Below are 22,326 nucleotides of genomic sequence, written 5' to 3' on the forward strand. Positions count from 1 at the left end.
GGGCCATCGCCGACGTGATCACCGCCTCCGCCGGCCGGACCTCCTGAATTCGAGCGGCTCAGATGCCGACGAGGCCCTCCCAGGCCATCCCGACCAGCCACAGCGCCACCGCGCCCAGGCCCGCCAGGACCAGGGCCGTGACCACCGCCGTCACCGTGTGGAGCAGCACCGCGGTGATCCGGCGCGCGGTGCGCGGGCCGGGCCCGGTCACCGGTCCTGCCCCGTCCGCGTCGGCCCCGTACGCATCGACTCCGCCCGCGCGGCGTCCGGAACGGATCCGGGGAGTGGGGGCGGTGCGGGGCCGGGGCCCGCGAGACCGGTGAACGGCTCCGCCTCCGGGGCCAGCAGCCACCGCAGCAGGGTGGTGAGACTGGGGTCCGGGTCTCCCCCGGGACCGACGACCGCCCCGGTCACGAACACCTCCACCGAGCCGAAGTCGCTTCGGGCCGCCCGCAACAGGTTGTTCAGCCCCATCACCTCCCGTACCCACCGCTCCGCGGGCACGTCGGCGGGCGCGAGGGACGTCCCCGCCAACAGGTCGCCCCGGGTGACCACGACCGCCAGCCGGGTTCGCCACAGCCCCCGCCCCGACGTCAGGTACTGCCGTTGGACCTCGTCGCGCACCTGCATGTACGGCCGCTCGGGGTCGGGGGTGAGCGAACGCTCCTCGGCCAGGCGCCGCTGCTCCCCGGCGCCGAGCGCGTTCCACACCGCGGGCACCGACAACGGATCCACCACCAGTACGAACGTCCCGGTCCGGCCCAGGTAGGTGAGCTCCTCGGTGCGGTCGGTGCGGTCGAACCACTCCCCGGCGGCGTCGTACACCTGCAGGAGCAGGGCGCGCGGCCCGGCCGTCACCCGCAGCGCGAGCCCGCGCGCCCGGCGCCCCGGCTGGGTCGGGGACATCCTCCGACCGGGGGCGAGAGCCGGCGCGCCGTCCCCCAACCGGCGCCGGGTGTCCTCGCCCGCCGGTTCCACCCGGGCTCCGGGCCGGCCGGCGGCGGCGTGCTCCAGAGCCGCGTACAGCCCGTGGGTGAGCCGGGTCTTGCCCGCCCCCGTGCCCCCGAACAGCGCGACCGGGAGCTCCCGCGCCTCCCCCGGACGGTGCTCCATGTCCTGACCGCAGTGCGGGCACAGCGCGCCCAGCCCGGTGGCGCCCAGGAGGAGCAGTGTCGGCATGCTCCGTCCGCACAGGCACCGGCGGCGGAGCAGCCCTCGGCGGCCGGGCCGTACGTCGCGGTGCACCCGTCCGCAGCGGTCGCACTCGTGCGAGGGGTAGGTCATGTGCTCGAAGCAGCGCGGACACAGCATGCGGATCCTGCGGTACCGCAGCAGTCCGCCGTCCACCAGCCGGAGGACGGCCACCGCGGTCCAGGCCCAGGCCAGGTGGGTGAGCACGAGTACGGCCTGTACGGCCAGGTGCGGCAACAGCAGGACCGCGAACGGGCCGGTACCGACCGCGACCCGTGAGCTCACCTCGGCGAGGTCCCACCACGCCGGACCGCCGTGATAGCCGAACTCGGCGGGGTCCTCCGGCCCGGGTCCGGGCACACGCGGGTTGTCCCCGTGAAAGATCACCCCCTGGACAGCCCGGACGTAGACCCGAGTGAGGACGGCGAAACCGCAGGCCAGGGCAAGGGACGCCGCAACGGTCAGGATGCTGAGCAGGAAGGCCAGCACCTTGGCGGGGTCCCCTCCGAAGACGACGCCCAGCGCCAGGACGAACCCGGGCACGAGGACGATCAGCCCCGGCACCAGGAAGTCGGAGGCGGAGCAGGGGGGAGAGTGTCCGTTCAAGCTCCGCGAGCCCCCTTCCTGGGACGCCCGAACAGACCGCCGCCCCCGCCCCGGTCCCGTACCGAACGCGCCCACGCCCCGAACTCCCGCCCCCTCCTGTCGTCCCCGAAGGCCCTGCGGGCCCGACCGGTCTCACGCCGGGACCAGGTGCGCAGCGCCGGTCCCAGCACCTGCCCGAGCAGGCGGGCGTCCCGAGCGGTCGGGTCCGGTGGAGCTCCCGCACCCAGGGCCAGGGCGGTCCGGAACACGCGCACGGCCAGCTCCGTCTCGGACGGTCGTCTCCGCAGGCCCGCAGGCCCCCGCCTCGGCGGCAGGGCCAACCGCCGGTACGCCGCCCGACAATAGGCGCCGAACACCTCCTCGGCACAGTCGGACAGCGCCTCCGCGGCGTGTTCGGGGCGCCACCGCAACAACCGGGTGGCCACCCCCCGCAACGCGACCGTGGCGACCAACCGGTCGTCGCTCCCCAGGACGGCCGCCGCGACCGGCCGAAGCCGTGCGGCCCCCTCCGCGTCCCCGGGCCGGTCCAGGCCGGCCAGCGCCGCCGAAGCTCCGGCCCATCCGTCGACCAGCCTCCGGGCGTCCTCCGGGAGTTGCCGCCCGAGCCGGTGCCGGGCCAGCTCGTGCAGTGCCCGCTGCCAGTCGCCGTCCTCGTCCTCGTGCGGTTCGGCCATCAGCGCCCCGGCGATCCAGCGGCCCACTCCGGGGGAGACCAGGGTCTGCTCACCGGCCAGCTCGAGTACCGCCGACACCGCGTCGGGGCGCCGGCCGGTCCCCCACACCCGGAACAGCAGTTCCTCGTCCAGGTCGTGGGCGGCCGGCCCGGGAGGGTCCCAGTTGCGGGCCTCCTGCCGCAGCTCCACCACCCCGCGCAGCAGGTGCAGCGGTTCGCCGTCACCGGCGGCGAGCAGCCGAAGCTCGCGCAGCACGGCGGACGAACCGCCCCGGTCCTCGGCGAACAGCGCCCCCGTCGGGCCCGCCGCCAGGTCCGCCAGCACCGGCCGCGGCAGTGCCGTCAGCCCCGCGGCGGCGCCCCCGCGCAGCGCCTCGTACCCGTGGACCAGACGGGCGAGGACGGGGTCGGGTTCGGCGCCCGGCGGGGCGGCGGCCAGGTGCGCGGCAACGGTGTCGCGCCCGTACCGTGCCAGGGCCGGTGCGTGCGGAACCGTGCCCGCGGTCCGTGCCCAGCGCAGGAGCTCCACCGCCCGTTCCGGCGGCGGTACCCGGCCGGGTGCACCGTCGAGCAGGTCGCGGACACGGTCGCGGGCGGCCTCCCGCACGTGCTCGGAGCGCACCGGTGGCACCGGGGGCGTCGGGGAACCGGTCGCGATCCGCTCCAGGCACCGGTGCACGGCCTCCTCCTCCAGGCGTTCGGTGAGCTCCGTCGACCCCGCGTCCAGGGCCGCCTTCCGGAACCGGACCAGCTCGTCGTCGCGCAGATGCCCGGTGCCGGTGTCCAACAGTCGCTCGATGAGGAGACGGGCCCGTTCCGGGGCCAGCCAGGACACCGCCCCGGGCAGCCAGGCGCGTACCGAGCCCAGGTCCGGGCCGGTACCGCAGCCGGATCCCTCGGCGAGGGAGGCCGCGGCGAGCACCGGCCGCCAGTCGGCCAACGACCGCTCCGCCCCCGAGGAGTAGGGGCGGGCGGCGGACCACAGCGCGGGTGCGCCCTCCACCCCCGTCGCGAGGAGCAGGGACACCACGGCCGCGGTGTCGGGCCCGGGTGGTTCGGCGCCCGGGCGGGGTGCTCCGGCGGATTCCGTGGCGGCGGTCCCGGCCGGGACCGCCGCCACGGCTGGTCCGGTGTGCTGTCCGCCCTCGGGGTCGAAGACCGTGAACCTGCTCCGGAGCAGCCGGGTGTCGGTGTGCGGGGGAACCGCCACCACGTGCACCGGGGAGTCCTCGGGGTTGCCGCTGTAGGTCGCGAACGACATCGCCCGAGCGCGCCGGGGCGGTAGCAGGTGGGACAGGGCGGCCACCCAGTGGGCGGCGGCCTCGTCGTCGGCGAGCAGCAGTACAGGGGGACCGCCGTCGATCGCCCCGTCCACCGCGGCCAGCAGCCGCGCGAGGACGTGCTCCGGGCGGCCGAGCAGCCACAGCGCGGTCCGCCGCCGGTCCAGCGGACCCGGCGGGAGCACGATCCCGGGCAGGTCCGGGGCCGCGACCGGGGCGCTCGCCCAAAAGCCCGCCCCCCACTGCTCGGCGGGCAGGAACGCGCCGCCCCCGACCAGCAGCAGGCTGTGCGCGAAGTAGTTCCCCGGCCGGCCGGAGGGGTCCTCGCCGCTGGAGACGACCCGGCTCAGCACCGGGTACCCGGCCAGGTCGGGGGAGTAGCAGAGGTTGACCGGGTGCCGGTCGGCGTCCCCGGCGTCCCGTGGCCGAGGGGGCTCGTAGACGGTGAAACGCTCCACCTCGCGCAGTACCCGCGGGTCCACCCCGGGGGTCGCCGCGTTGAACTGGTAGCCGGAGCAACCCGACAGGCCGTGTTCGCACGAGGTGTAGTAGAGCTGGGGTGAACCCATCGGCCGTGCCCTTTCCGTGAGGCCGGTGCGGGGGTGTGGGACGTGCGGGCTGCGGGGCGCGGGTACGGACACCGCGGTCAGGGCAGGGGCCGGGGCGCACTTCCGGCCGGGACGACCCCGAACTCCGAGAGCAACCACAGGAACGGGTCGGCCACCCGGTACGGTCGCACCCCGCCCCGGACCCGGTTGTCGCCGGTGGGGGCACCGCCCAGTGCGGACACCCCGAAGTAGCGGGCGTTGCGGTAGTGGTTGCGCACGTGGTGGTCGATCCCCGGCCCGTCCCAGCGGTGGAGGAGCTGTTGGATCTGGGCGTGCACGTCCTGGCTGTCGGACTCGTCGAAGAACGGTGCACCCGGCTGTGGGCGATGCAGCGGCGACCCCTCGTCCATCTCCGCCCGCAGGGCGTCGAGTTTGGTGAGACACACCGCGATGGGCACCCCGATCAGCCGGTTCGGTCTGCCCTCCCGGCGCATCAGCAGGTCGGTGACGCGCTCCAGCATGTGCACGGGCTGGTTCTCCGGGCCCTCCGGGACGGGCAGCCGGGTCCCGGACGCCGCCGCCCGGCGGGCGCCGTCCATCTGGAGCGGGTCCAACAGCACGATCACCCCGTCCGCGTTGTTGAGGTAGCGCAGGTTGGCCTCCACGCTCTCCTCGTCGCTCAGGTCCTCCCCGGCCGTGTCGAAGAACGACAGCAGGGTGTGCCTGGGGCGGGGGCCGGCCAGCCCTCGCCGCCGCCCGGTGAACCGGAACAGCAGGGGGGCGCGGGCCGCGCCCGCGGCCCGCCGCGTCCCCTGGAGCAGCCGGCCCTCCTCGTACAGGGGCGACTCGTAGTCGGGGCCGAAACGGTGCCGGGTGTGGTCGTCCGAACCGCCCACGGACGCGTTGAACCGGTCACCGACCCGGTTCCTCAGCTCGTGGATGAGCACCGTCATGAACACGGTCTTGCCCGCGTCCCGAGCTCCCACCAGGGCGATCGTGCGGCCGCGCATCCGTCCGAAGTTCACCGGCATCCGCGCGTGGCACACCGCGCACACCTTGCGGTCGGTCGTCCCGGAACAGGCGGGGCACACCGCCCTGGGGCGCCTGCCGTTGGCCTCGAAGACCGGGGGGAGCCGTTCGCGTCGCCCCAGGTGGTTCCGGAGCGCCTGGTCCTCGGCGGTCGGGCAGATCTCGCCCGACGGGCCCGGTCTGCCCAGGCAGCGGAAGCGGATACGGCGTTCGGGGAACGCCGAGTAGCAGTAGGGGCACACCAGCCGGGGCCCGTCCCACGGGTTCACAGACGCAGCTCCCTCACCGGGGGTTGGCGCAGACTCACAGCCGTGCCCCCGTCCGCGGGGAAGCACATCAGCCAGGCCGGTCCGGGCTCCCGGGGCGGCTGGACCCGCACCGACACCCGCTCGCCCGCGGACAGGGGCCGGGCCGGGAACGTCGCCAGTACCCGGCCCTGCTCCCCCGAGTACGGCTGCACCCTGCCCGACGTGTACACGACCGCGACCTCGGGCATGTGACAGGCGTCCCGGGAACTGAGGTGCACCACCCGCTCCCGACGCAGCAGTCCGACCGTCTCCACCCGGTAGTCGAGCACCGCCCTGCCCGGCACGTGCACGCTCACCGGGGTGCTGAGCGACTCGCCGGTCTCGGAGGGCACGGCGGTCCGGACCGTCACCACGACCGGCCCGGGGCCCGTGTGCGCCTCGAACCCGCCCTCGGCCTCGTACCGCAGCCGTGAGCCGCGCACCGTGCCGGAACCGGCGCCGGCACCGTCCAGCGGAGCGGCAGGGCTCCGGTCCAGGCCGTTCGGGGAGCTCCGGGCGTCCCGCCAGGACACCACCGCCGTAGCGGTGTGCTCGGGCCAGTCCCAGCTCAGCCGGACCACCGTGTCGAACCGTTCGGCACGCAGGCCGGTGACCGGGGGAGCGGCGACGACCCGGGTCCGGGCGCCCGCCACTGCCTGACCGCCCGCCAGGGTCGCGGCCAGCACGTACACGGTGCCCGCGGGCAGGTGGAGTTCGGTTGCGGCCCGGCCGTCGGGGCCGGTCGACACCTCGTCCGGGACCTGTGAACCCAGCTCCGCCCAGCGGTCGGCGGGCACGGACCGGCCCGGGGGCCACGGCGGCGGCCGCTCGGAGGTGAACAGCACCACCCGGCCCCGGGGCGGTGCGGACCACGAGGCCACGAACCCGGCCCCGACCGCGTCCACCGTCAGGTCCCGCACCGCGGCCGGTACGGGCCCGGGGCCGGCCCGGCGAACCAGTCCCGCCGAGCTCCGGGCCAGGCCCCGCGAGGTCACGTACACCGCGCGCACCCGGTAGTGGTACTCCGTGTCCGGGAGGACGTCCGTGTCCACGAACACCGTCCCGTCGTGGGAGATCGGCACCCCGTCGCCCGCTCCCCGGGGCGGGCCGCCCTCCGCCCGCAGCACCTCCACCCGGACCGCCTCCGGCGGCGTCCGCCAGGAACCGGTCACCGACGTCTCGTCGGACCGCACCCGCAGGTCGGCGACTTCGGGTGTGATCATCACCGGCTGGCTCCGCGCGGCCGAGGACGTACCGGGGCCGTCGCTCACCGCCACCACGGTGTAGACGGCCTCACTGCCCACGGCAAGCTCCTCGTCGACCACCCGGGTGCCCGAAACCTCGCCCACCGGCCTCTCCCGCGCGGTCGCCCCGTGCCCGGTCCGCCGCGTCACCCGGTAGGAGGCCCGTTCGCCCGGGCCGGTGCCGGGCCGCCAGGTCACCACCACCCGCCGCCCGTCCACCCGGGCGGTCACCTCCTGCGGCGGGGCGGGTTCGACGGCCGCCCCGCCCTCCGTCGGGGGCTGCGCCTGGAACCGTTGGCAGGCGGTGTCCGGGGCGGAGCCGCCACGGTCCCGGTCGGGTGCGTCCTCACCGGACCGGCCCGTCGGCACCCCCCTCCGCCGGGGTTCCTCCTGTGCTCGCCGCTCGTCCCGGCTGTGGATCCGCTGGTCCCAGGCCATGCTCGCTCCTGTCGGTCGCGCGGATCGCGGTCACCGCCGCACCGGTTCGCCCCCGTGTGCCGGCCCCCGCCGCCTGTTCCGGCCGGTTCGCGGCCGTCCCCTCCTGGGCGGCAGCGGGAAGCGGTTCGTTGGCGTCGGGGAGGTGACGGACGTAGCCGCGCGCCCGGTGGCGGCGCCCCGGTCCGCGGCGCGGGCGCGGGATCGGGCGGCGGACCCCGGTGGTACCGGGCTCGGGTGCGGGGACGGGCGCGGTGTCGGGCGAGGGGAAGGTCGTGGCCTCGGGGGCCTGACGCTCCGGTTCGTCGGTGATCTCCATCGGGCGGCCTTTCGCCGTTCTGGCTGGGGTGTCCGACGGGGCGGGCCGAGAACGGCGGATATGGGCCCCGCCGGTGAGGTCTGCACGAGCATACTCCGGAGCGTGTTGTCCGAACGTGCCGAAACGCCTTTCCGTTTGCGGGCAGACGGGTTCGTTCCGGAGAGGGCTGTGGTGAATTGTTGTGCCCTTTCACTCCGTGTCCGTTGTCCCGGCTGTTGTCTGCCGGATGGTTGCCTGAAAGTCCTGGTGGCGTGATGTCCGGTGGTGTCGGGTGTCAGTCTGGTTCGACCGATGTGTGTTCGTTTGCGAGTGTTGTCCCACGGGTGGATTTTCGAGGTCGTCCCCTGGTCCGACATCGACTCGGGTTCGGAGTGGATGTCGTGCGAGGGAAACGGGTGCCCGGTCCCGTCGCGGCAGAAAAGGAGGATCAGTTCCCTTGGTTTGGATTGTGTCTTTCTGGGTTCCTCCTTTCTCCTCCTCGTGTTTTCCTGTAGTGAGACCATTCCAACTTCGGGCCGACGCCGACCAGCGCCTTGTCAGGGGTGGCTGGTAGACCCCGGCTATGACGTTCCTGGTGTTTGTCGAGGGTGGTGCGGGCGGATGGCGTGTCGACCGGAAGTCGTTGACGGAGGCGATCTCCGCTCGGTGGCCGCAGGTCGGGATCGACTCGACTCATCGCAGCGAAGTGCGCAGTCTCCTGTGGGAGTTCGAGACGGAGCATGGCCCGGGTGAGGCGTATCTGCACCAGGACGGCACCTGCCTGTACATGGACGTCTGGCAAGAAGAGGCTGTCTGGTTGGCGATCGCCTTCCGGGAGCTGGCCCCGGCAGATCTTGATCTGGTGTTCTGCGATGAGGGCTACACCTTCGACGTACAGCTGCGTGCCGGGGCTACCGAGGCCGAACTGACCGATCTGGTGAACGCCGCCGACTGACCGCGCCCAGCCCCCTTTGGCCGCTCACCGCCCGTCCCGGGGCAGGGCAAATCAGTCGGAGACGGCGGGGAGCGGCGTGGGGGCGGCCTTGACCGGGTCGCGCCGACCCTGGCCGGGCCGCAGAGGCCTGGAGGGACTCGGGGGCGCCGCTGCTCGGCCCGGCCGTCCCGTGTACGCGCAGTTCGGAGGGGGAGGGGTAGGGTCCAGAGAGCTCAAAACCTCACATAAAGGACATTCGTGAGTACATCCCCCAAGAGTGCGAAGAAGTACAGGCCCGAGTCCCTGATCCTCCTGCGCCTCATCAAGGACCCCGGCAAGATCGGCCCCTACCGGGCCCAGGGCCGACTCCTCGACCCCTACGGCACCCGCTACGCGGTCTCCGACCGCTCCCACCAGTGGCACGTCGCCCGGGTGATCGAACCCTTCGCCCCCTGGCACCTGCACGCGCTCCGCGAGGGCCTGGCCAAGGCCCGGCGAATCGACTCCCCCCGCGTCCTGCCCGTCGCGGACACGGACCTGGACGCCGAGAAGCCCTGGTACGTACAGCCGTACGTGGAGGGCCCCTGCCTCGACACCAGAGTCGTGGAGCACGGTGACCCGCCCGCCCAGGAGACACGCCTCATCGCCCTGGGTGCGGCCGAGGCGCTGGCCGACATCCACGCGGCCGGGCTCGTCCACGGCGACCTCTCGCCCTTCAACGTCCTCCTCGGCCCCGAGGGGCCCGTGGTGGCGGACACCGGACTCGGTCCCGGAGCGCAGGAACCGCTCATGTGGACCCGGGACCCGCAGCTGCCGGAACGGGTCGGGCCCGACGACCCGGTGACGGCCGCCTCCGACGTGTTCGCCTGGGGCATGCTGCTCGCCTACGCCTCCTGCGACCAGATGCCCTACGAAGGGGACACTCGGCAGGAGGTGCTCCGACGGATGGCCGAGGGCGACCCCGACCTCACGGGCCTGCCCGAGGACCTGGTCGAGCCGGTGCGCGCCGCGATCCACCCCGAACCCGGGCAGCGCCCCACGGCGGCCCAGCTCCTCGAACGCCTCACCGGGGCCGACCGCAACCCCGGACTGGACCCGAGAGAGGTGGCCCGGGTAGCCCTGGCCGACCACTGGACTGCGCCGGAGCACTCCTTCGTCAAGTGGCGCAAACACGAGCGGCCGCTGGACAGGCGCCTCGAGATGTACGCCGCGATCCTGACGGTCCCGGTCGTGATCGCCGTACTCGTACTCGACTGGCTCAACGGCGGCTGAGCACGGCGGTGCTGGGGTTCTGCGCGGTCGGGGCCAGGCCCGCCCCGGACCTGTCGGTCAGTCCCGGCCCAAGGCCTCGTCCATCCGGGTGCCGAGGGCGTCGGCGAGCAGGCGCGCGTAGGTCTCGGTGAGGTGGTGCGAGTCCCGGTAGACCACGACGTTGCCGACCACCGCGGGGCAGGTGTCGTCGGTGCAGATCAGGTCGGTGAGGTCGATCAACTCGGCCCCTTCGACCTCCCGGACCGCCAGTTCCTGGGGGTCCTCGAGCTCCAGCGCCCTCGAGACGGGCCGGTCGCAGGCGGAGGGGTCGCGGGTGGAGGAGGCCAGGCAGTCCAGCACGTCCGAGCTGGTGCGGGGCGTGTCCCGGATAGCGAGGACCGGGACACCGTCGGCGGTGACCCGCTCCCACTGCTCGACCATGCCCTCGGCCATGGCGCTCCGCGCCTCCGGTCCGGATTCGTGGCCGTGCGGCACCCCTGCCGCCGAGGAGCTGGTGACCAGCAGGTCCGGCTTCAGCCGCCGGAGCTCCTCGGCCACCGCCCTGTTCCACTCCTGGCACTCGGGGTAGGGCTCGCCCCCCTTGCTGACGGGGACCGCGGTGAACGCGCAGGCCGACTTGTTGTACACGGTGAGCCGCCACCCCCGCTCCTCGGCGATCTGCGCCAGCGCGGGGAACCACTGGGTACTGTGCGAGTCCCCGGTGAGCGCCACCGTGGTGGCCGCGTCCTCCGGACCGTAGACGCACGGCGGTTCGGAGGGGGCCCGTTGGTCGAACCCCGCGTGGCAGCCGTCGGCGTAGGCCTGGGGGACGTCGTCCTCGGCCTCGACGGGGGAGGGGTACATCCACTCTTCGTCCTGGGACGGCGGTAGGCCGATCGCCTTCGGGCCCACGTGGACCTCCGGGTCGAACTCGGTCGACTGAAAGCGGTCCACCCGGACCAGGGAGGCGGCGGTGACCGCGGCCACCGCCAGGATCCCGGCCAGGGCCACGGCCGAGGCGCCGTGCCCCGTGCGCACCAGGCCGTGCCGCGCCACCGGGTCCTCCACCCACAGCTTGGTCGCCCAGGCCAGCAGGAACGACAGGGCCCCCACACCGGCGACACCGAGCGGCCCCAGGGTGTCCCGACCGAGCAGGACCAGCGCGAACACGACGAGCGGCCAGTGCCACAGGTACAGGGCGTAGGAGATGTCCCCGACGAACCGGGCCGGGGCCGTGCTCAGCAGCGTCGAGGCCGACGGGCCGGGTGAGCGTTCCGCGGCGATCACCGCGACACATCCCAGGACGGGCAGCAGGGCGGTGTACCCGGGGAAGGGGGTGCTGGAGTCATAGAGCACGGCGGAGGCCACGATGGCGGCCAGGCCCGCCCAGCCCAGCGGGAGGCGGAGTGGTTGTGGCAGGCCCCGTCCGGACAGGAACACCGCCAGGAGGCCGCCCGCCGCCAGCTCCCAGGCACGGGTGATCGGCAGGAAGTAGGCGGCAGGGGAGCCGCCGGCGGTCAGTACCACCGAGCAGACCAGGGAGGCGGCGAACACCGAGGCCAGAACCGCGGTGAGCGCCCAGGTCCCGGCCCCGGTCCCGGAACGCCGCCGCAGGAGGAGCGCCCACAGCAGGAAGAGCAGCGGCCACAGCAGGTAGAACTGCTCCTCCACCGACAGCGACCAGAAGTGCTGCACGGGGCTGGGCGGGATCTCCGCCGCGAGGTAGTCCAGCGTCTGGTCGGCCAGGTAGAGGTTCTCCACGTACGCGGCGGAGGCGAACAACTGCCAGGCGGTCTCACCCAGCCGGGTGACCGGCAGCACCGCCAGGGCGGTCGTCCCCGTCGCCAGGAGCACCACCGTGGCGGCGGGCAGCAGGCGCCGTACCCGCCGGACGTAGAACCCGGCCAGCGACACCCGCCCGTGCTCGCGGACCTCCCGCAGGAGCAGGGAGGTGATGAGGAAACCGGAGATGACGAAGAAGACGTCGACACCCACGTAACCGCCCGGGAGCAGGTCCGGGTCCAGGTGGTAGACGAGCACCAGCAGTACGGCGACGGCGCGCAGCCCCTGGACCTCGGGGCGGAAGAGGTTCCCGTGTCCGCGCTGACCCGGCCGGTTCGGCAGGACGGCCCTTGACGAAGGGGAATGGGGTGATCGCATGGGGTCATCATGTGTGCTGGGCCCGGTCGCGTGAAGGGAAAATCAGGGCCTTTCGCGAGTGTTTCCCGATTCTTCGCACTCCGGAGGGGAACCCCGGCGTCTTCGCCGCCGTCCTGCTCCGCCGTTCTCGTCGGCCAGGTCCTTTCCCGGTATTCCGGGGAGGCCGGGACAACGGGGTCATATCCGAGTGCTCGGTGCGGGAAACGGCGACCCGGCAGGGGGAGGCGAGCCCCGGACTCGGCGTTGGTGGCACGTGCACGCCGGTTCTCGGGCACACTTGCCAGAGGACCCCTTGTCGCGAGCCCCCTGCCCCCGTACCTAGGAGACACCCCCGTGGCCACCTTCGCCCGTACCCGCCTCGTGGCGGTCATCGTGGTGTTGACCGTTCCCGCGGTGCTGTTTCCGCTGTTCGGGCCATGGGTGATCCTGTGGTTGCCGTTCGCCTTGATGTTGTTGGGTGCGGCCCTGGCACGCCCCGCCCCGCTGGACGCCGTCCTGGAGGCGCTCCTGGGCCTGGTGACGGGTGGGGGTCCGGCCGGGGACGGGAAGGCCGAGGACGTGCGGGTTCCGGGGCGGGACCTCCGGGGCCGTTCGGATCGGCCGGACCGGGGCGATGAGCCCGCACCCATCGAGGCGCCGCGCGGCGAGAGCGGGACCCGGGGGGTCCGCACGCGCCGCACCGAACTGCCGAGCGCTCTGGACGACTACGTGTTCGAGTTCTCCGCGCTCGTCCACTGGCGCTGGGCCCACCGCGTCGACCTGAGCCTGCGCAACCCCGCGGGACCGGCCGTCCACTCGATCGTGCTGCGTGCCCGGGACATCCTGTGCGAGGTGCATCCCGAGGACCGTTCGGTGACCGAGAGCGAACTCGGGTCGGTGTTCGCGGTGGAGGCCCCCGTCGCCGGAGGCACCATCCAGGTGTGGGCGGACGAGGTCCGGCTGGAACTGTCCGCCGAGGACGACGAACGCCTCCGCCGCATGGCCTGCCTGCGCAAGGACCGCGCCCTTTGGACCGCCGAGCACGAGGCCGAGCGGGGCCGTGCGGCGGTGTCCGGTGAGCCCGGGCGGGCGTTGTCCACCGATCTCCCCCCGCGACCCCGGCCGCAGCACGCCGGGCACGAGGAACCCGACGTGCTCGGGCTGTCCGACCTCGAGCCGCCCGAGCCCGACATCCCGATGCCCGGGAGCGGGGTCGACGAGGAGGGCTACGAGAGCTACTGGTGGCCCGCCGAGCAGGAGGCGGGCGAGGGCGCGGACGCCATGGAGCAGGACGTCCAGGTCGCCATCCTGCGCGGGCTCATCGACTCCGTCGAGGACGAGGCCGAGCGGGCCGCCTTCGTCCGCGAACAGGTGGACATCCTGGAGCGGACCGGCTTCGGCCACGTCGCCGAGCGCATCCAGTCGGTGTATCCCGAACAGTAGGGACCGTCCTCCTGCTCGCCCCGCCCCTCCCGGCCGGTTCAGTCGCCGAGCTGGAGGGCGAGGACCCCGGTGACGGTGAGGACGACCCCCACGGCCTGGGTGCGGGTGATCCGGTCGTCGTGCCCGGATCCTTCTCGGGGACGAGGAACTCACCGAGTCCGCGATCGCCGACGTCCTCAGACACGCGCTCCGCGGAGGATGATCCCGGGCCCGTACCCGTACACCGACCCGCGCCCGGTCCCGGCCACCGTGCGGGCCCGCGCCGCAGCCTGACCCGCACCGCACCCTGACCTTCGTCAGGGCGGTGCCCCGTCGGTCGCCACTGTCGACCCCTGGCCGCCGATTCCTAGCGTTGTCCACGCACAGCAGGACACGCGAGGGAGCGGGCACCGCCGAGGCCGCCGAGGCCGGGACGCGGTGCGGGCGGAGAGGGCCGGATGAACACACCGACAGGGCAGCGGAGCAGCACACTCCGAACGGTCGACCTGGCCAGGCGGTACGGCGCGGGAGAGACCGCGGTCACCGCCGTGGCCGGGGTGAGCCTCGGCTTCGCACCGGCGGAGTTCACCGCGATCATGGGCCCCTCCGGCTCCGGCAAGTCCACGCTCATGAACCTGCTGGCCGGGCTGGACACCCCCACCTCGGGGAGCGTGCTGGTCGAGGGGCAGGACCTGGCCCGGCTCGACGACCGGAGACTGACCCGGCTCAGGCCCGAGCGGATCGGTTTCGTCTTTCAGGCCTTCAACCTGCTGCCCGCCCTCACCGCGGAACAGAACATCCTGCTCCCGCTCAGGCTCGCCGGACAGTGCCCGGACCGCGACCGCCTCGACGAGGTCGTGCGCTCCCTGCGGCTCGGCGACCGGCTGGGGCACCGGCCCCCGGAACTGTCCGGCGGACAGCAGCAGCGCGTCGCACTCGCCCGGGCCCTGCTCACCCGGCCCGCGGTGCTCCTCGCCGACGAGCCCACCGGGTCCCTCGACGTCACCAACGGCCGTGAACTGCTCGAACGCCTGCGCACGGCCAGCAGCGAACTCGGTCGGACCATCGTCATGGTCACCCACGGCCCGGTCGCCGCGACCTACGCCGACCGCGTCCTGCTGATGTCCGACGGCGCCCTGCACGGCACCCTCGAACACCCCACGACCCAGCAGGTCCTGGCGGCCGTGGCCCGGGCGGAGAGCCGGTGCTGAGCCTCGCCTGGGCACAGACCCGCACCCGTCCCGCCCGGTTGGCCGCCGTGCTGACGGCCATCATCCTGGGCACGCTCTTCCTGGCCGCGACCGCCGTGTTCTCCGCGACCTCCGACGCCGGGATGCGCGCCGTGGCCGCGGCACCGCTGGCCGCCGCCGACGTGGTCGTCGACCGCGACCCCGAGTCGGCCGACCCCGGTCCGGACTGGCCCGACGCGGTCGCCGACCACCCCGACATCGGCGCCGTCACCGCCCACCACGCGCGTACCGTCCGACTCGCCACCGGGGAACGGCGGGGCGAGGCCAACGTCTACAGCTTCGCCGACGACCCCGCACTGCGCTGGTTCGACCTGGCCGAGGGCGTCTGGCCCACCGCCCCGGACGAGGTCGTCGCCGACACCGCGACACTGGACGCCCTGGGGATCTCGGTGGGCGACACCGTGCGGATCCTGCCCCGGGAGGGGGAGGGCACCCGGGCCACCGTGGTGGGTGCGACCGACCCGGGCTTCCAGCCGCTGACCGGTGTCCAGTACACGCTCTACGCCACCGAGGCGCACTTCGAGGGCGACAGCGCGTTCAGCGTCCTGGCCGACACGGCCGACGGCGTTTCCGCACCGGAGGCCGTCGCGAACCTCGGGGTCGCCCTGCCCGAGGGCCTCCACCCGATGACCGCGGAGGAACAGGCCCGGCTCGCCGCCGACCGGTTCGCGGGAGGCTCACAACAGCTCGACATGATCCTGCTGGTCTTCGCGCTCATCGCCCTGCTCGCGGCCTCCGCTGTTATCGCCAACACCTTCACGATCCTGCTCTCCCAGCGCCGCCGCGACACCGCCCTGCTGCGCCTGGTGGGCGCGGACCGGGCCCAGGTACGGAACCTGGTCGTCGCCGAGGCGCTGATCGTCGGTACCGTCGGTTCCCTGATCGGCGTGTGCGCGGGCGTGGGCGTCGGCTACGCGGGAGCTTCCCTGGCCGGACTGGTCGGCGGCGGTCCCGAGGTCCGGTTGGTCGCCCTGCTCGGAGCCTTCCTGGTGGGTGTGGCCACCACCGTGGGCGCCGCCTGGTTCCCCGCGCGGCGGGCGGCGGTGACCGCCCCGGTCGAGGCCCTGCGCTCGGCGCCCCTCCATGGCGGGGTGCGTTTGCGCCCGGTGCACGTCCTCGGTGCCGCGGCCGCGCTGCTCGGGGCGGCCGCCATGGCCGCCGGGGTCGTGGCGCAGACCCTGCCCCTGGCGGTCGGCGGCGGTTCCGTCGGCGCGCTCGGCCTGCTTCTGACCCTGCGCTACCTGATTGCCCGCCTCCTCGGAGCGGTCGAACCCCTGCTGCGCCGGATGGGCGGTGTCCCCGAACTGGCCGGGGCCAACCTGAGACGCGACCCGGGCCGGGCGGCCACGGCCACGCTCGCCCTCGTCCTGGGGCTCGGCCTGATCTGCGCGCTCACCACGGCCGCCGCGACCGGTCGCGCCACCATCGACAGCGACCTGCGCGACCGCTACCCGGTGGAGGTCAGCGCGCGCGTGGACGAGGGGTCGGTGGCCCCGGAGACCGTGGCCGCGGTCCGCGCCGTCGACGGGCTCGAACTGGTCGAGGCACCCCGCACCGAACGGGTGACGGTGGCCGGACTGGACGAGGTCACCCTGGTCGGGGTCTCCCCGGAAATGGCCGCCGCGACGGGCGCCGGAGAGCTGACGGAGGCTGTGAACACCCCGGTCGTGCTGGTCTCCGGTGCACAGTTGAAGGAGCTCGGGGCCGAGGCGGGGGAGACCGTCGAACTCACCGTGGACGGTGCCCGGTGGTCCTTCACCGTCTACCCGTCCCACCTGGCCACCGTCTCCGGCGCCCCGGACCCGGTGGTGCGCGCCGACGTCCTGGACACCGTGGCCGAGGGCGGGGAACGCGGCATGGTGTGGGGCGTGGCCGCCCCGGAGGCCGACACCGACGACCTCGCCGCGCAGATGAGCCTGGTCGCCGGGGCCGACCCGGACATCGCTCTCAGCGGGGCGCTCAGTGAACGCGCCGACATCACCGAGGTCCTCGACATCATGGTCAACCTGGCCTTGGCGATGCTGCTCGTCACCGTGGTCATCTCCAGCGTCGGGGTGGCGAACACACTGGGCCTGTCGGTCCTGGAGCGGACCAGGGAGTTGGCGCTGCTGCGGGCGCTGGGCCTGACCAGGGGTGGGCTCCGGGGCACGCTGGCGGTCGAGGCGGTGGTGCTCGCCCTGCTCGGTGCCCTCCTGGGGGTCCTGACCGGGGTGCCCTACGGAGTGGTCGGGGTGGACGCGATCGTCGGCGGGACGGCGCCCCTGGTGGTGGCGGTGCCCTGGGGGCGGTTGGGGCTGGTGCTGGTCGCGGCCCTGGTGATCGGGGCGGCCGCCACACTGTTCCCGGCCCGCCGTGCCGCCCGGATCGCTCCTGCGGAAGGGCTCAGCGGCGACTGACCGGGGCCTACCTGCGGCGAGGGGGCCCTGGCTCACACCGGCGACGTATCCGGTCGGCCCCTCAGGCGTCCCGCCCCCGGTCCTCGCCGACCAGGCCCGCCTCGTACGCCAGGACGGCGGCCTCCACCCGGTTGCGCACCCCCAGGCGTTTGAGGATCGTGCTGACGTGGCCCTTCACCGTGCCCTCCACGAGGAAGAGCCGTGCGCCGATCTCCTGGTTGGACAGGCCCGCACCCAGCAGGGCCAGTACCTCGCGCTCACGGTCGGTCAGCCCGGCCAACCGCTCCCGGGCGTCCAGACGGCCGGCCGAACGGGCGTGGTCGAGGTTGTCCAGGACACGCCGGGCCACCCTGGGGGAGAGGAACGCGCCGCCCTCCGCCACCGCCCGCACACCCAGCAGCAGCTCCCTGGGGTCACCGGTCTTGAGGAGGAACCCGTCCGCGCCCCCGTCGAGGGCGCGGACCACGTACTCCTCCTCGCCGAAGGTGGTCAGGATGACCACGGCGGTCCCGGGGGCCGACCGACGCATCTCGGCGGCTGCGTCCAGACCGTTCATCCCGGGCATCCGGATGTCGACGAGGGCCACGTCGGGGCGGTGGGACCCGGCCAGCCGGACGCCCTCCCGACCGTCGGAGGCCTCGGCGACGACCTCGATCTCCGGCTCGTTGGCCAGGATCGCCCGCACACCCGCACGGACCATCGCCTCGTCGTCCACCAGCAGAACCCTGATCACGCCCGGTCTCCCGTCACCTCACCAGCACCTCGGCCGAAACCAGTCTCTCCGGGCCGAAGCACAGACGGTACCGGTCGTGCCCACCCGCGAAGAGGTCGGCGCTGGACCGGTAGTAGCGGCACTCCAGTCCCTCCCGGGCTTCGGGAGAGGCGCCCTCCCCGGCGGGCTCCAGGTAGAGCTCCTCCTCGGGGAGCAGTGCCTCCGCCTCGGCCCGGTCCTGTTCCGGCCGCAACCGCTCGAAGACATCGGGGGCGAGGGTGGCGGTGGCCGCCTGGTGTGCCGTGAGCATCAGCATCAGCACGTACCCCGCCGCTGCGGCCAGGGCCGGGACCCCCACGACCACACCGATCGCCCACAGGGCCCGATGGCGGTCCCGGCGGTATCCGAGCAGGCGCGCGTGGACCCGGGGAGCCCCCTCGGCCCGGCGCGTTCCGGGGTCCTCCCGGTGGTCCTGCCCGGTGAACGTCCGGGCACCGGGTCCGCGCACCGGCATCCGGGCCGACACCACCCACAGGTCGCCCTCCGGCCCGGCGGACAGTTCACCGCCCACCAGGCGCACCCGTTCGCGCAGGCCCACGAGCCCGCTTCCGGTGCCGGGAGCACGGTCGGGGGAGCGGGCGCCCGCCGCCACGGTGTTGGCCACCCGCACGGACACCGCGTTCGGCGACCCCGTCAGGACCACCCGCGGCGCCGATTCCGGTGCGTGCTTCGCGGCGTTGGTCAGGGCCTCCTGGACCACCCGGCGGAGAGCCCGGTCCACCAGCACGGGGGGTTCGCGGAACTCGCCCTCCCGCTCCAGGGAGACGTCCATGCCCGCCTCGACCGAACGCCGCACCAGCGCGGCGACACCGTCGCCCGCCGGATCGAGCGGGGCGGCCCCGGAGTCGGCGCGCAGGACTCCGACCGCGTCCAGGAGCTGATCGGCCGCCCGGCCGGCGACCTCCCGCAGCTGCCCGGCCTGGGCCCGGCGCTCCCCGGTGAGGTCCTCCGCCATCTCCAGGGCACCCGCGCCCAGGGCGAGCAGGCTCAGCTCGTGCCCCACGGCGTCGTGCAGGTCCTGGGCGATACGCGAGCGCTCCCGCATCCGGGCCTGTTCGGCCATGAGTTCACTCTCGCGCTCCAGGATCCGGGCCTGCTCCCACCCCGACCGCTCCAACGCGGAGGTGCTGCGCAGGTACAACCCCACCAGCCACGGCAGCAGTACGGTGAACACCGCCAGGATCCCGGAGGTGACCCACATGCCCAGGGGCTGATCGCCGAGTGCCAGGGCCGCCGCCCCCACGGCGGCCGCCGCCGGCCAGGTCCACCCCGCCGCCCGCGGGTCCCCGGACAGGCGACCGGTGAGCAGGGCGGGCAGGGGCACGACCAGGAGCAGCGGTGGCCAGAACACGGCCGGGGCCAGCAGGACGAGCACGGCGGCCGGGGCCAGGCGGCCCCAGGGGACGCGGGAAGGACGCATACCCCGGAAACTAACCCGCCCGACCCCGCCGCGTCGCCCGTCGAAAGTCAGGGTGTGCCGCCAGGGCCCTGCTCTCACCGCCCCGCCGGGTTCGCGCCCAGCGCCGAGTCGGAGCCGTGCTCGACGACCCGGAGCATGTCCTTCACCTCCACGAGCAGCGACTCCGGCACGATCCCCAGCCGGACGCCCTCCCGTGCCAGCTCCTCGGCCCGGTTGAGGATCCGCCACGCCTCCAACAGGTCGCGGCGGGCCACGACCCCGGCCAGCAGCCGCATCGCACGCAGCTGGCCCGAGCGGTGCTGCAACCCGCGGTACCCCTCGATCGCCACCCGCGCCAGCTCCTCGGCCTCGGTCAGCCGACCCACCCGCTGCAACGACTCGGCCGCCATCCGGTGGGCCCTGGCGTGCCACCACTTGTCACCCAGCTCCCGGAACCCCCGGGCGGCCCGCAGGAACTCCTCCTTGCCCCGGCTGCGGTCGTGCGCCAGCAACACCTGCCCCAGCACCAGACAGGTACGCCACCGCCCCCATTCATCACCGATCTCCTCGAACGCCCGTTCCGCCTCCCGCAGCCGGTCGAGCTGCCGTTCGCCCTGCCAGGCGTCCCTGAGCGCCCTCCTGCCGCGCAGCGGTCCCCGCCCCGGCCCCGGTTCGGCACACCGCTGCGCGTACCCGGCGGAGCCGTCGACGAACAGCCCGTCCACCCTGGTGCGCTGCCGCTCCGGCCACTCCGGGTCCCGCGCGGTCAGCCGACGGCGCTCCCGTTCCCGCCCGGGGCTCAGCAAAAGCTCACACGCCCAGGCCTCCCGGTTGAGCTCGTTGGTGGACAGCTGGCCCAGCGAACGCAGGTAGCGCGCCCGGTACCAGTTCTCCTTCGGGGCCTGGGAGAGCTGCTCCAGGCCGTCGGCGAGCACGAACCAGGCGTTCAGCGTGTATCCGCGCAACCGCAGTACCTCGCCCCGCTGCAGTTGGACCCTCGCCCACTGCTCGGGTACGTCCCGGGAGCCCACGAGCAGCTCCTCGGCCCGGGAGAGCAGGGTGTAGGCGCGCTCCAGGTGCCCCTGGAACCGGTCGACCTCGGCCAGGTTGCACAGCGTCCGCGCCCACCACCAGCGGTCCTCGTGCTCCTCGAAGATCCGCGCCGCCCGCTCGATCTCTGCCCGGCCGTCGTCCAGGTCACCGCGGCGGTACAGGTTCACCCCGATGGCCCGGTGCGCCCGCGCCGACCAGCGCGGGTCCACCGCGGGATCCAGTTGCTCCAGCACGTACAGGGCGGTCAGGGCGCGCTCGTAGCCGGTGTCGTGGTCACCGTGGCCGCTGGCCACCTCGGCCCGGTCGAGCAGGGCCACCCCGTAGGCGAACGGATCCGCCATCTCCAGGGCCAGGCCGGTGGCCTGACGGGTGGCTCCGCGCACGGCGTCCCAGTGCGTGCGCCCGGTCCGGCACAGGACCGCGAAGGCCCGCCGCAGCCGCCACCCGTGCGCGGGTAACCGCGGACCGTCCCCTCCGGGCGCGGTCCACCGGAAACAGACCTCGAACCCCCGGCGCTCGGACTCCAACCAGGCGAGGGGGTCCGCGGGGCCGTGCACGGACGGAGAGGGCGCCACGCGCTCCCCGCCCCGGCCGGGCACCGGGGCGCCGAAGTTCCACTCGTGCGGGGCCGCACGGCGGGCGGCGGCCTCACCGATACGTTCGAAGGCGCCGAGCAGCCGCTCCACCGCCGGAGCGAGCGCCTCCGCGGACCAGTCCGCGCGTTCCTCCTCCGGGACGCCCAGGACGTGCGGGCCCGCGGTCAGCAGGGTGTCCCGGACCCGGTCGTGCAGCTGGAAGCGGTCGAACCCGCCCGTCCTGTACAGGTACGTCACCAGGTAGCGGTGGTTCATCCGTAACAGCATCCGCCTGGCCTCCTCCTCGGAGGTGTCCAGCAGGGCGGCGGCCGCCCAGGCGGCGAAGGTGGTCAGCCCGGTGGCGGCCAGCCTGTTCAGGAGCAGCCGCTCCGCTGGTTCGCACTGCTGCAGGCTGAAGGCGAGTGATCGTGCGACGGCCCGGGGGCCGGGGACGTCCAGCCCCTTCATGTGGTCCAGCAGGTCCGCGGCGCCCGGGCCGTCCTCCCTGGTGATCTGGGTCCCCGCCAGGCAGAGGGCCAGGGGCAGCCCGTGGCAGGCCCGGACCAGTTCGGGCAGGGCGTCCCGGTCCGCGGCGGCCAGTTTCCGCCCCGAGGCCTCGACCAGCCGGTTGACCAGTTCCAGGCTCTCCCGCCGGGACAGCGGGGCGAGTCCGCGCTGCAGCATGGGCTGTTCGGCGTCGGGGAAACCGTTGCGGCCGGTGATCAGCACGGCGCATCCCCGACCGCTGGGAAGCAGCGGTTCCACCTGCGTGTAGTCCTTGGCGTTGTCGAGGACGACGAGCAGCCTGCGGTCCTGTGTAGCGGTCTTCCACAGTCCGGAGAGTTCGTCCAGGGAAGCGCCGTCCGGGGGCCGACCGCCGAGTTCGGCGACCATCTGCGCGAGCACGTCCTCGGGTCTGCGCGGCTCCCGACGCCCCGAGGAGCCACGGTCCGCGCCGCCGTAGAGCTCGAACTCGATCTTGCCGTCGGGGAAGCGGTCGGCGACCCGGTCCACGACCTGGGCGGTCAGCTGGCTCTTCCCGGTGCCGCCCTCCCCGGTGACCGCGATGACCAGCGGACCGCGGGAGCGGCGCCCCGGAACCCGACGGAACGGGCGGCGCAGGAGGCCGCGTGCCCCGGTGCGGGGGAAGCGCTCGAACTGTTCCAGCAGCTCCGCCATGAGCGTCTCGTGCCCGGTGAAGTGGTCCACCGGCGGGGGCAGACGGCGCCTCAGCGCCGGGGCTTCCTCGGAACCGGGCGCCTGGTCGAGGCGTTCCAGGAGCAGTTGGGCGGTGACCGCGGTTCCGGTTCCGAGCAGCCCGACCACCGCGAGCAGCAGCCCGCCGTCCCCGGTTACCAGGTCGGGGACCTCCTGGGCCGCCGTGCCCAGGCCGACCAGCGTCGCCAGCCCGCCGACCAGTCCGGTGTGCACCGGCCGCCACTGCCGACGCGGGGGAACGCCCGAACCGTCGGACCGTCGGTTCACCGTCACCCTCCCGCGCGCCTGGATTCTCCTTGTGTGCCGGGCTTGTGGGCTTTCGGTGG

Annotated in this window: 14 protein-coding genes; 5 read left to right on the top strand and 9 right to left on the bottom strand. The window is 74.0% G+C overall.

Features of this window, described 5'->3' with window-relative positions; all coding sequences use genetic code 11:
• Positions 1-58: 58 nt before the first annotated feature.
• The 5 genes from ACUKCB_RS00895 to ACUKCB_RS00915 all read right to left on the bottom strand — a co-directional run bounded on the left by ACUKCB_RS00895 (position 59) and on the right by ACUKCB_RS00915 (position 7,296).
• On the bottom strand, positions 59-211 hold the full coding sequence (locus tag ACUKCB_RS00895; RefSeq protein ID WP_473038542.1) for a hypothetical protein: 153 nt from the start codon (positions 209-211) through the stop codon (positions 59-61).
• Positions 208-1,797: a TRAFAC clade GTPase domain-containing protein gene (locus tag ACUKCB_RS00900; RefSeq protein ID WP_473038544.1), complete on the bottom strand. Its 1,590-nt coding sequence runs from the start codon at positions 1,795-1,797 to the stop codon at positions 208-210. Before ACUKCB_RS00900 ends, ACUKCB_RS00895 begins: the two co-directional genes overlap by 4 nt.
• The gene (locus ACUKCB_RS00905; protein WP_473038545.1) at positions 1,794-4,319 is read right to left on the bottom strand and encodes a GTPase-associated protein 1-related protein; all 2,526 of its coding nucleotides are present in this window, start codon (positions 4,317-4,319) and stop codon (positions 1,794-1,796) included. Before ACUKCB_RS00905 ends, ACUKCB_RS00900 begins: the two co-directional genes overlap by 4 nt.
• Before the next feature lie 77 nt (positions 4,320-4,396).
• Positions 4,397-5,596, bottom strand: coding sequence for a TRAFAC clade GTPase domain-containing protein (locus ACUKCB_RS00910; protein ID WP_473038546.1), 1,200 nt, complete (start codon positions 5,594-5,596; stop codon positions 4,397-4,399).
• Positions 5,593-7,296, bottom strand: coding sequence for a SaeA-related protein (locus ACUKCB_RS00915; protein WP_473038547.1), 1,704 nt, complete (start codon positions 7,294-7,296; stop codon positions 5,593-5,595). The genes ACUKCB_RS00910 and ACUKCB_RS00915 overlap by 4 nt, the downstream gene beginning before the upstream one ends.
• Positions 7,297-8,174: 878 nt before the next feature.
• Between ACUKCB_RS00915 and ACUKCB_RS00920 the strand changes: the two genes are divergently transcribed.
• On the top strand, positions 8,175-8,546 hold the full coding sequence (locus ACUKCB_RS00920) for a hypothetical protein (RefSeq protein ID WP_473038548.1): 372 nt from the start codon (positions 8,175-8,177) through the stop codon (positions 8,544-8,546).
• 237 nt (positions 8,547-8,783) lie between these two features.
• Positions 8,784-9,797, top strand: a complete 1,014-nt coding sequence (locus tag ACUKCB_RS00925) for a serine/threonine protein kinase (protein ID WP_473038549.1) — start codon at positions 8,784-8,786, stop codon at positions 9,795-9,797.
• Between the two features lie 57 nt (positions 9,798-9,854).
• On the opposite strand, the gene ACUKCB_RS00930 is transcribed toward ACUKCB_RS00925, so the two are convergent.
• Positions 9,855-11,936 (bottom strand): acyltransferase family protein, encoded by a 2,082-nt coding sequence (locus ACUKCB_RS00930; protein WP_473038550.1) that lies wholly within the window; start codon positions 11,934-11,936, stop codon positions 9,855-9,857.
• Positions 11,937-12,269: 333 nt separating this feature from the next.
• Between ACUKCB_RS00930 and ACUKCB_RS00935 the strand changes: the two genes are divergently transcribed.
• The 3 genes from ACUKCB_RS00935 (at position 12,270) to ACUKCB_RS00945 (ending at position 16,983) form a co-directional block, all read left to right on the top strand.
• Positions 12,270-13,358, top strand: coding sequence for a hypothetical protein (locus tag ACUKCB_RS00935; protein WP_473038551.1), 1,089 nt, complete (start codon positions 12,270-12,272; stop codon positions 13,356-13,358).
• Between the two features lie 437 nt (positions 13,359-13,795).
• Positions 13,796-14,548, top strand: coding sequence for an ABC transporter ATP-binding protein (locus tag ACUKCB_RS00940; RefSeq protein ID WP_473038552.1), 753 nt, complete (start codon positions 13,796-13,798; stop codon positions 14,546-14,548).
• A complete protein-coding gene (locus tag ACUKCB_RS00945; RefSeq protein ID WP_473038553.1) occupies positions 14,542-16,983 on the top strand; it encodes an FtsX-like permease family protein in 2,442 nt (813 codons plus the stop codon). Before ACUKCB_RS00940 ends, ACUKCB_RS00945 begins: the two co-directional genes overlap by 7 nt.
• A 61-nt stretch (positions 16,984-17,044) precedes the next feature.
• On the opposite strand, the gene ACUKCB_RS00950 is transcribed toward ACUKCB_RS00945, so the two are convergent.
• From ACUKCB_RS00950 to ACUKCB_RS00960, 3 genes are all read right to left on the bottom strand, one after another.
• A complete protein-coding gene (locus ACUKCB_RS00950) occupies positions 17,045-17,716 on the bottom strand; it encodes a response regulator (RefSeq protein ID WP_473038554.1) in 672 nt (223 codons plus the stop codon).
• A 13-nt stretch (positions 17,717-17,729) separates the two neighbouring features.
• Positions 17,730-19,175: a sensor histidine kinase gene (locus tag ACUKCB_RS00955; RefSeq protein WP_473038555.1), complete on the bottom strand. Its 1,446-nt coding sequence runs from the start codon at positions 19,173-19,175 to the stop codon at positions 17,730-17,732.
• Positions 19,176-19,249: 74 nt separating this feature from the next.
• Positions 19,250-22,267, bottom strand: a complete 3,018-nt coding sequence (locus ACUKCB_RS00960) for a tetratricopeptide repeat protein (protein ID WP_473038556.1) — start codon at positions 22,265-22,267, stop codon at positions 19,250-19,252.
• Positions 22,268-22,326: the final 59 nt, after the last annotated feature.

It is taken from the genome of Nocardiopsis moroccensis, from assembly GCF_055763695.1.

What these genes read in the sequence shown, in the direction of transcription:
- ACUKCB_RS00905 (WP_473038545.1), bottom strand. Translation starts at nt 4,319, where the DNA reads ATGGGTTCACCCCAGCTCTACTACACCTCGTGCGAACACGGCCTGTCG.
- ACUKCB_RS00915 (WP_473038547.1), bottom strand. Translation starts at nt 7,296, where the DNA reads ATGGCCTGGGACCAGCGGATCCACAGCCGGGACGAGCGGCGAGCACAG.
- ACUKCB_RS00920 (WP_473038548.1), top strand. Translation starts at nt 8,175, where the DNA reads ATGACGTTCCTGGTGTTTGTCGAGGGTGGTGCGGGCGGATGGCGTGTC.
- ACUKCB_RS00930 (WP_473038550.1), bottom strand. Translation starts at nt 11,936, where the DNA reads ATGCGATCACCCCATTCCCCTTCGTCAAGGGCCGTCCTGCCGAACCGG.
- ACUKCB_RS00940 (WP_473038552.1), top strand. Translation starts at nt 13,796, where the DNA reads ATGAACACACCGACAGGGCAGCGGAGCAGCACACTCCGAACGGTCGAC.
- ACUKCB_RS00955 (WP_473038555.1), bottom strand. Translation starts at nt 19,175, where the DNA reads ATGCGTCCTTCCCGCGTCCCCTGGGGCCGCCTGGCCCCGGCCGCCGTG.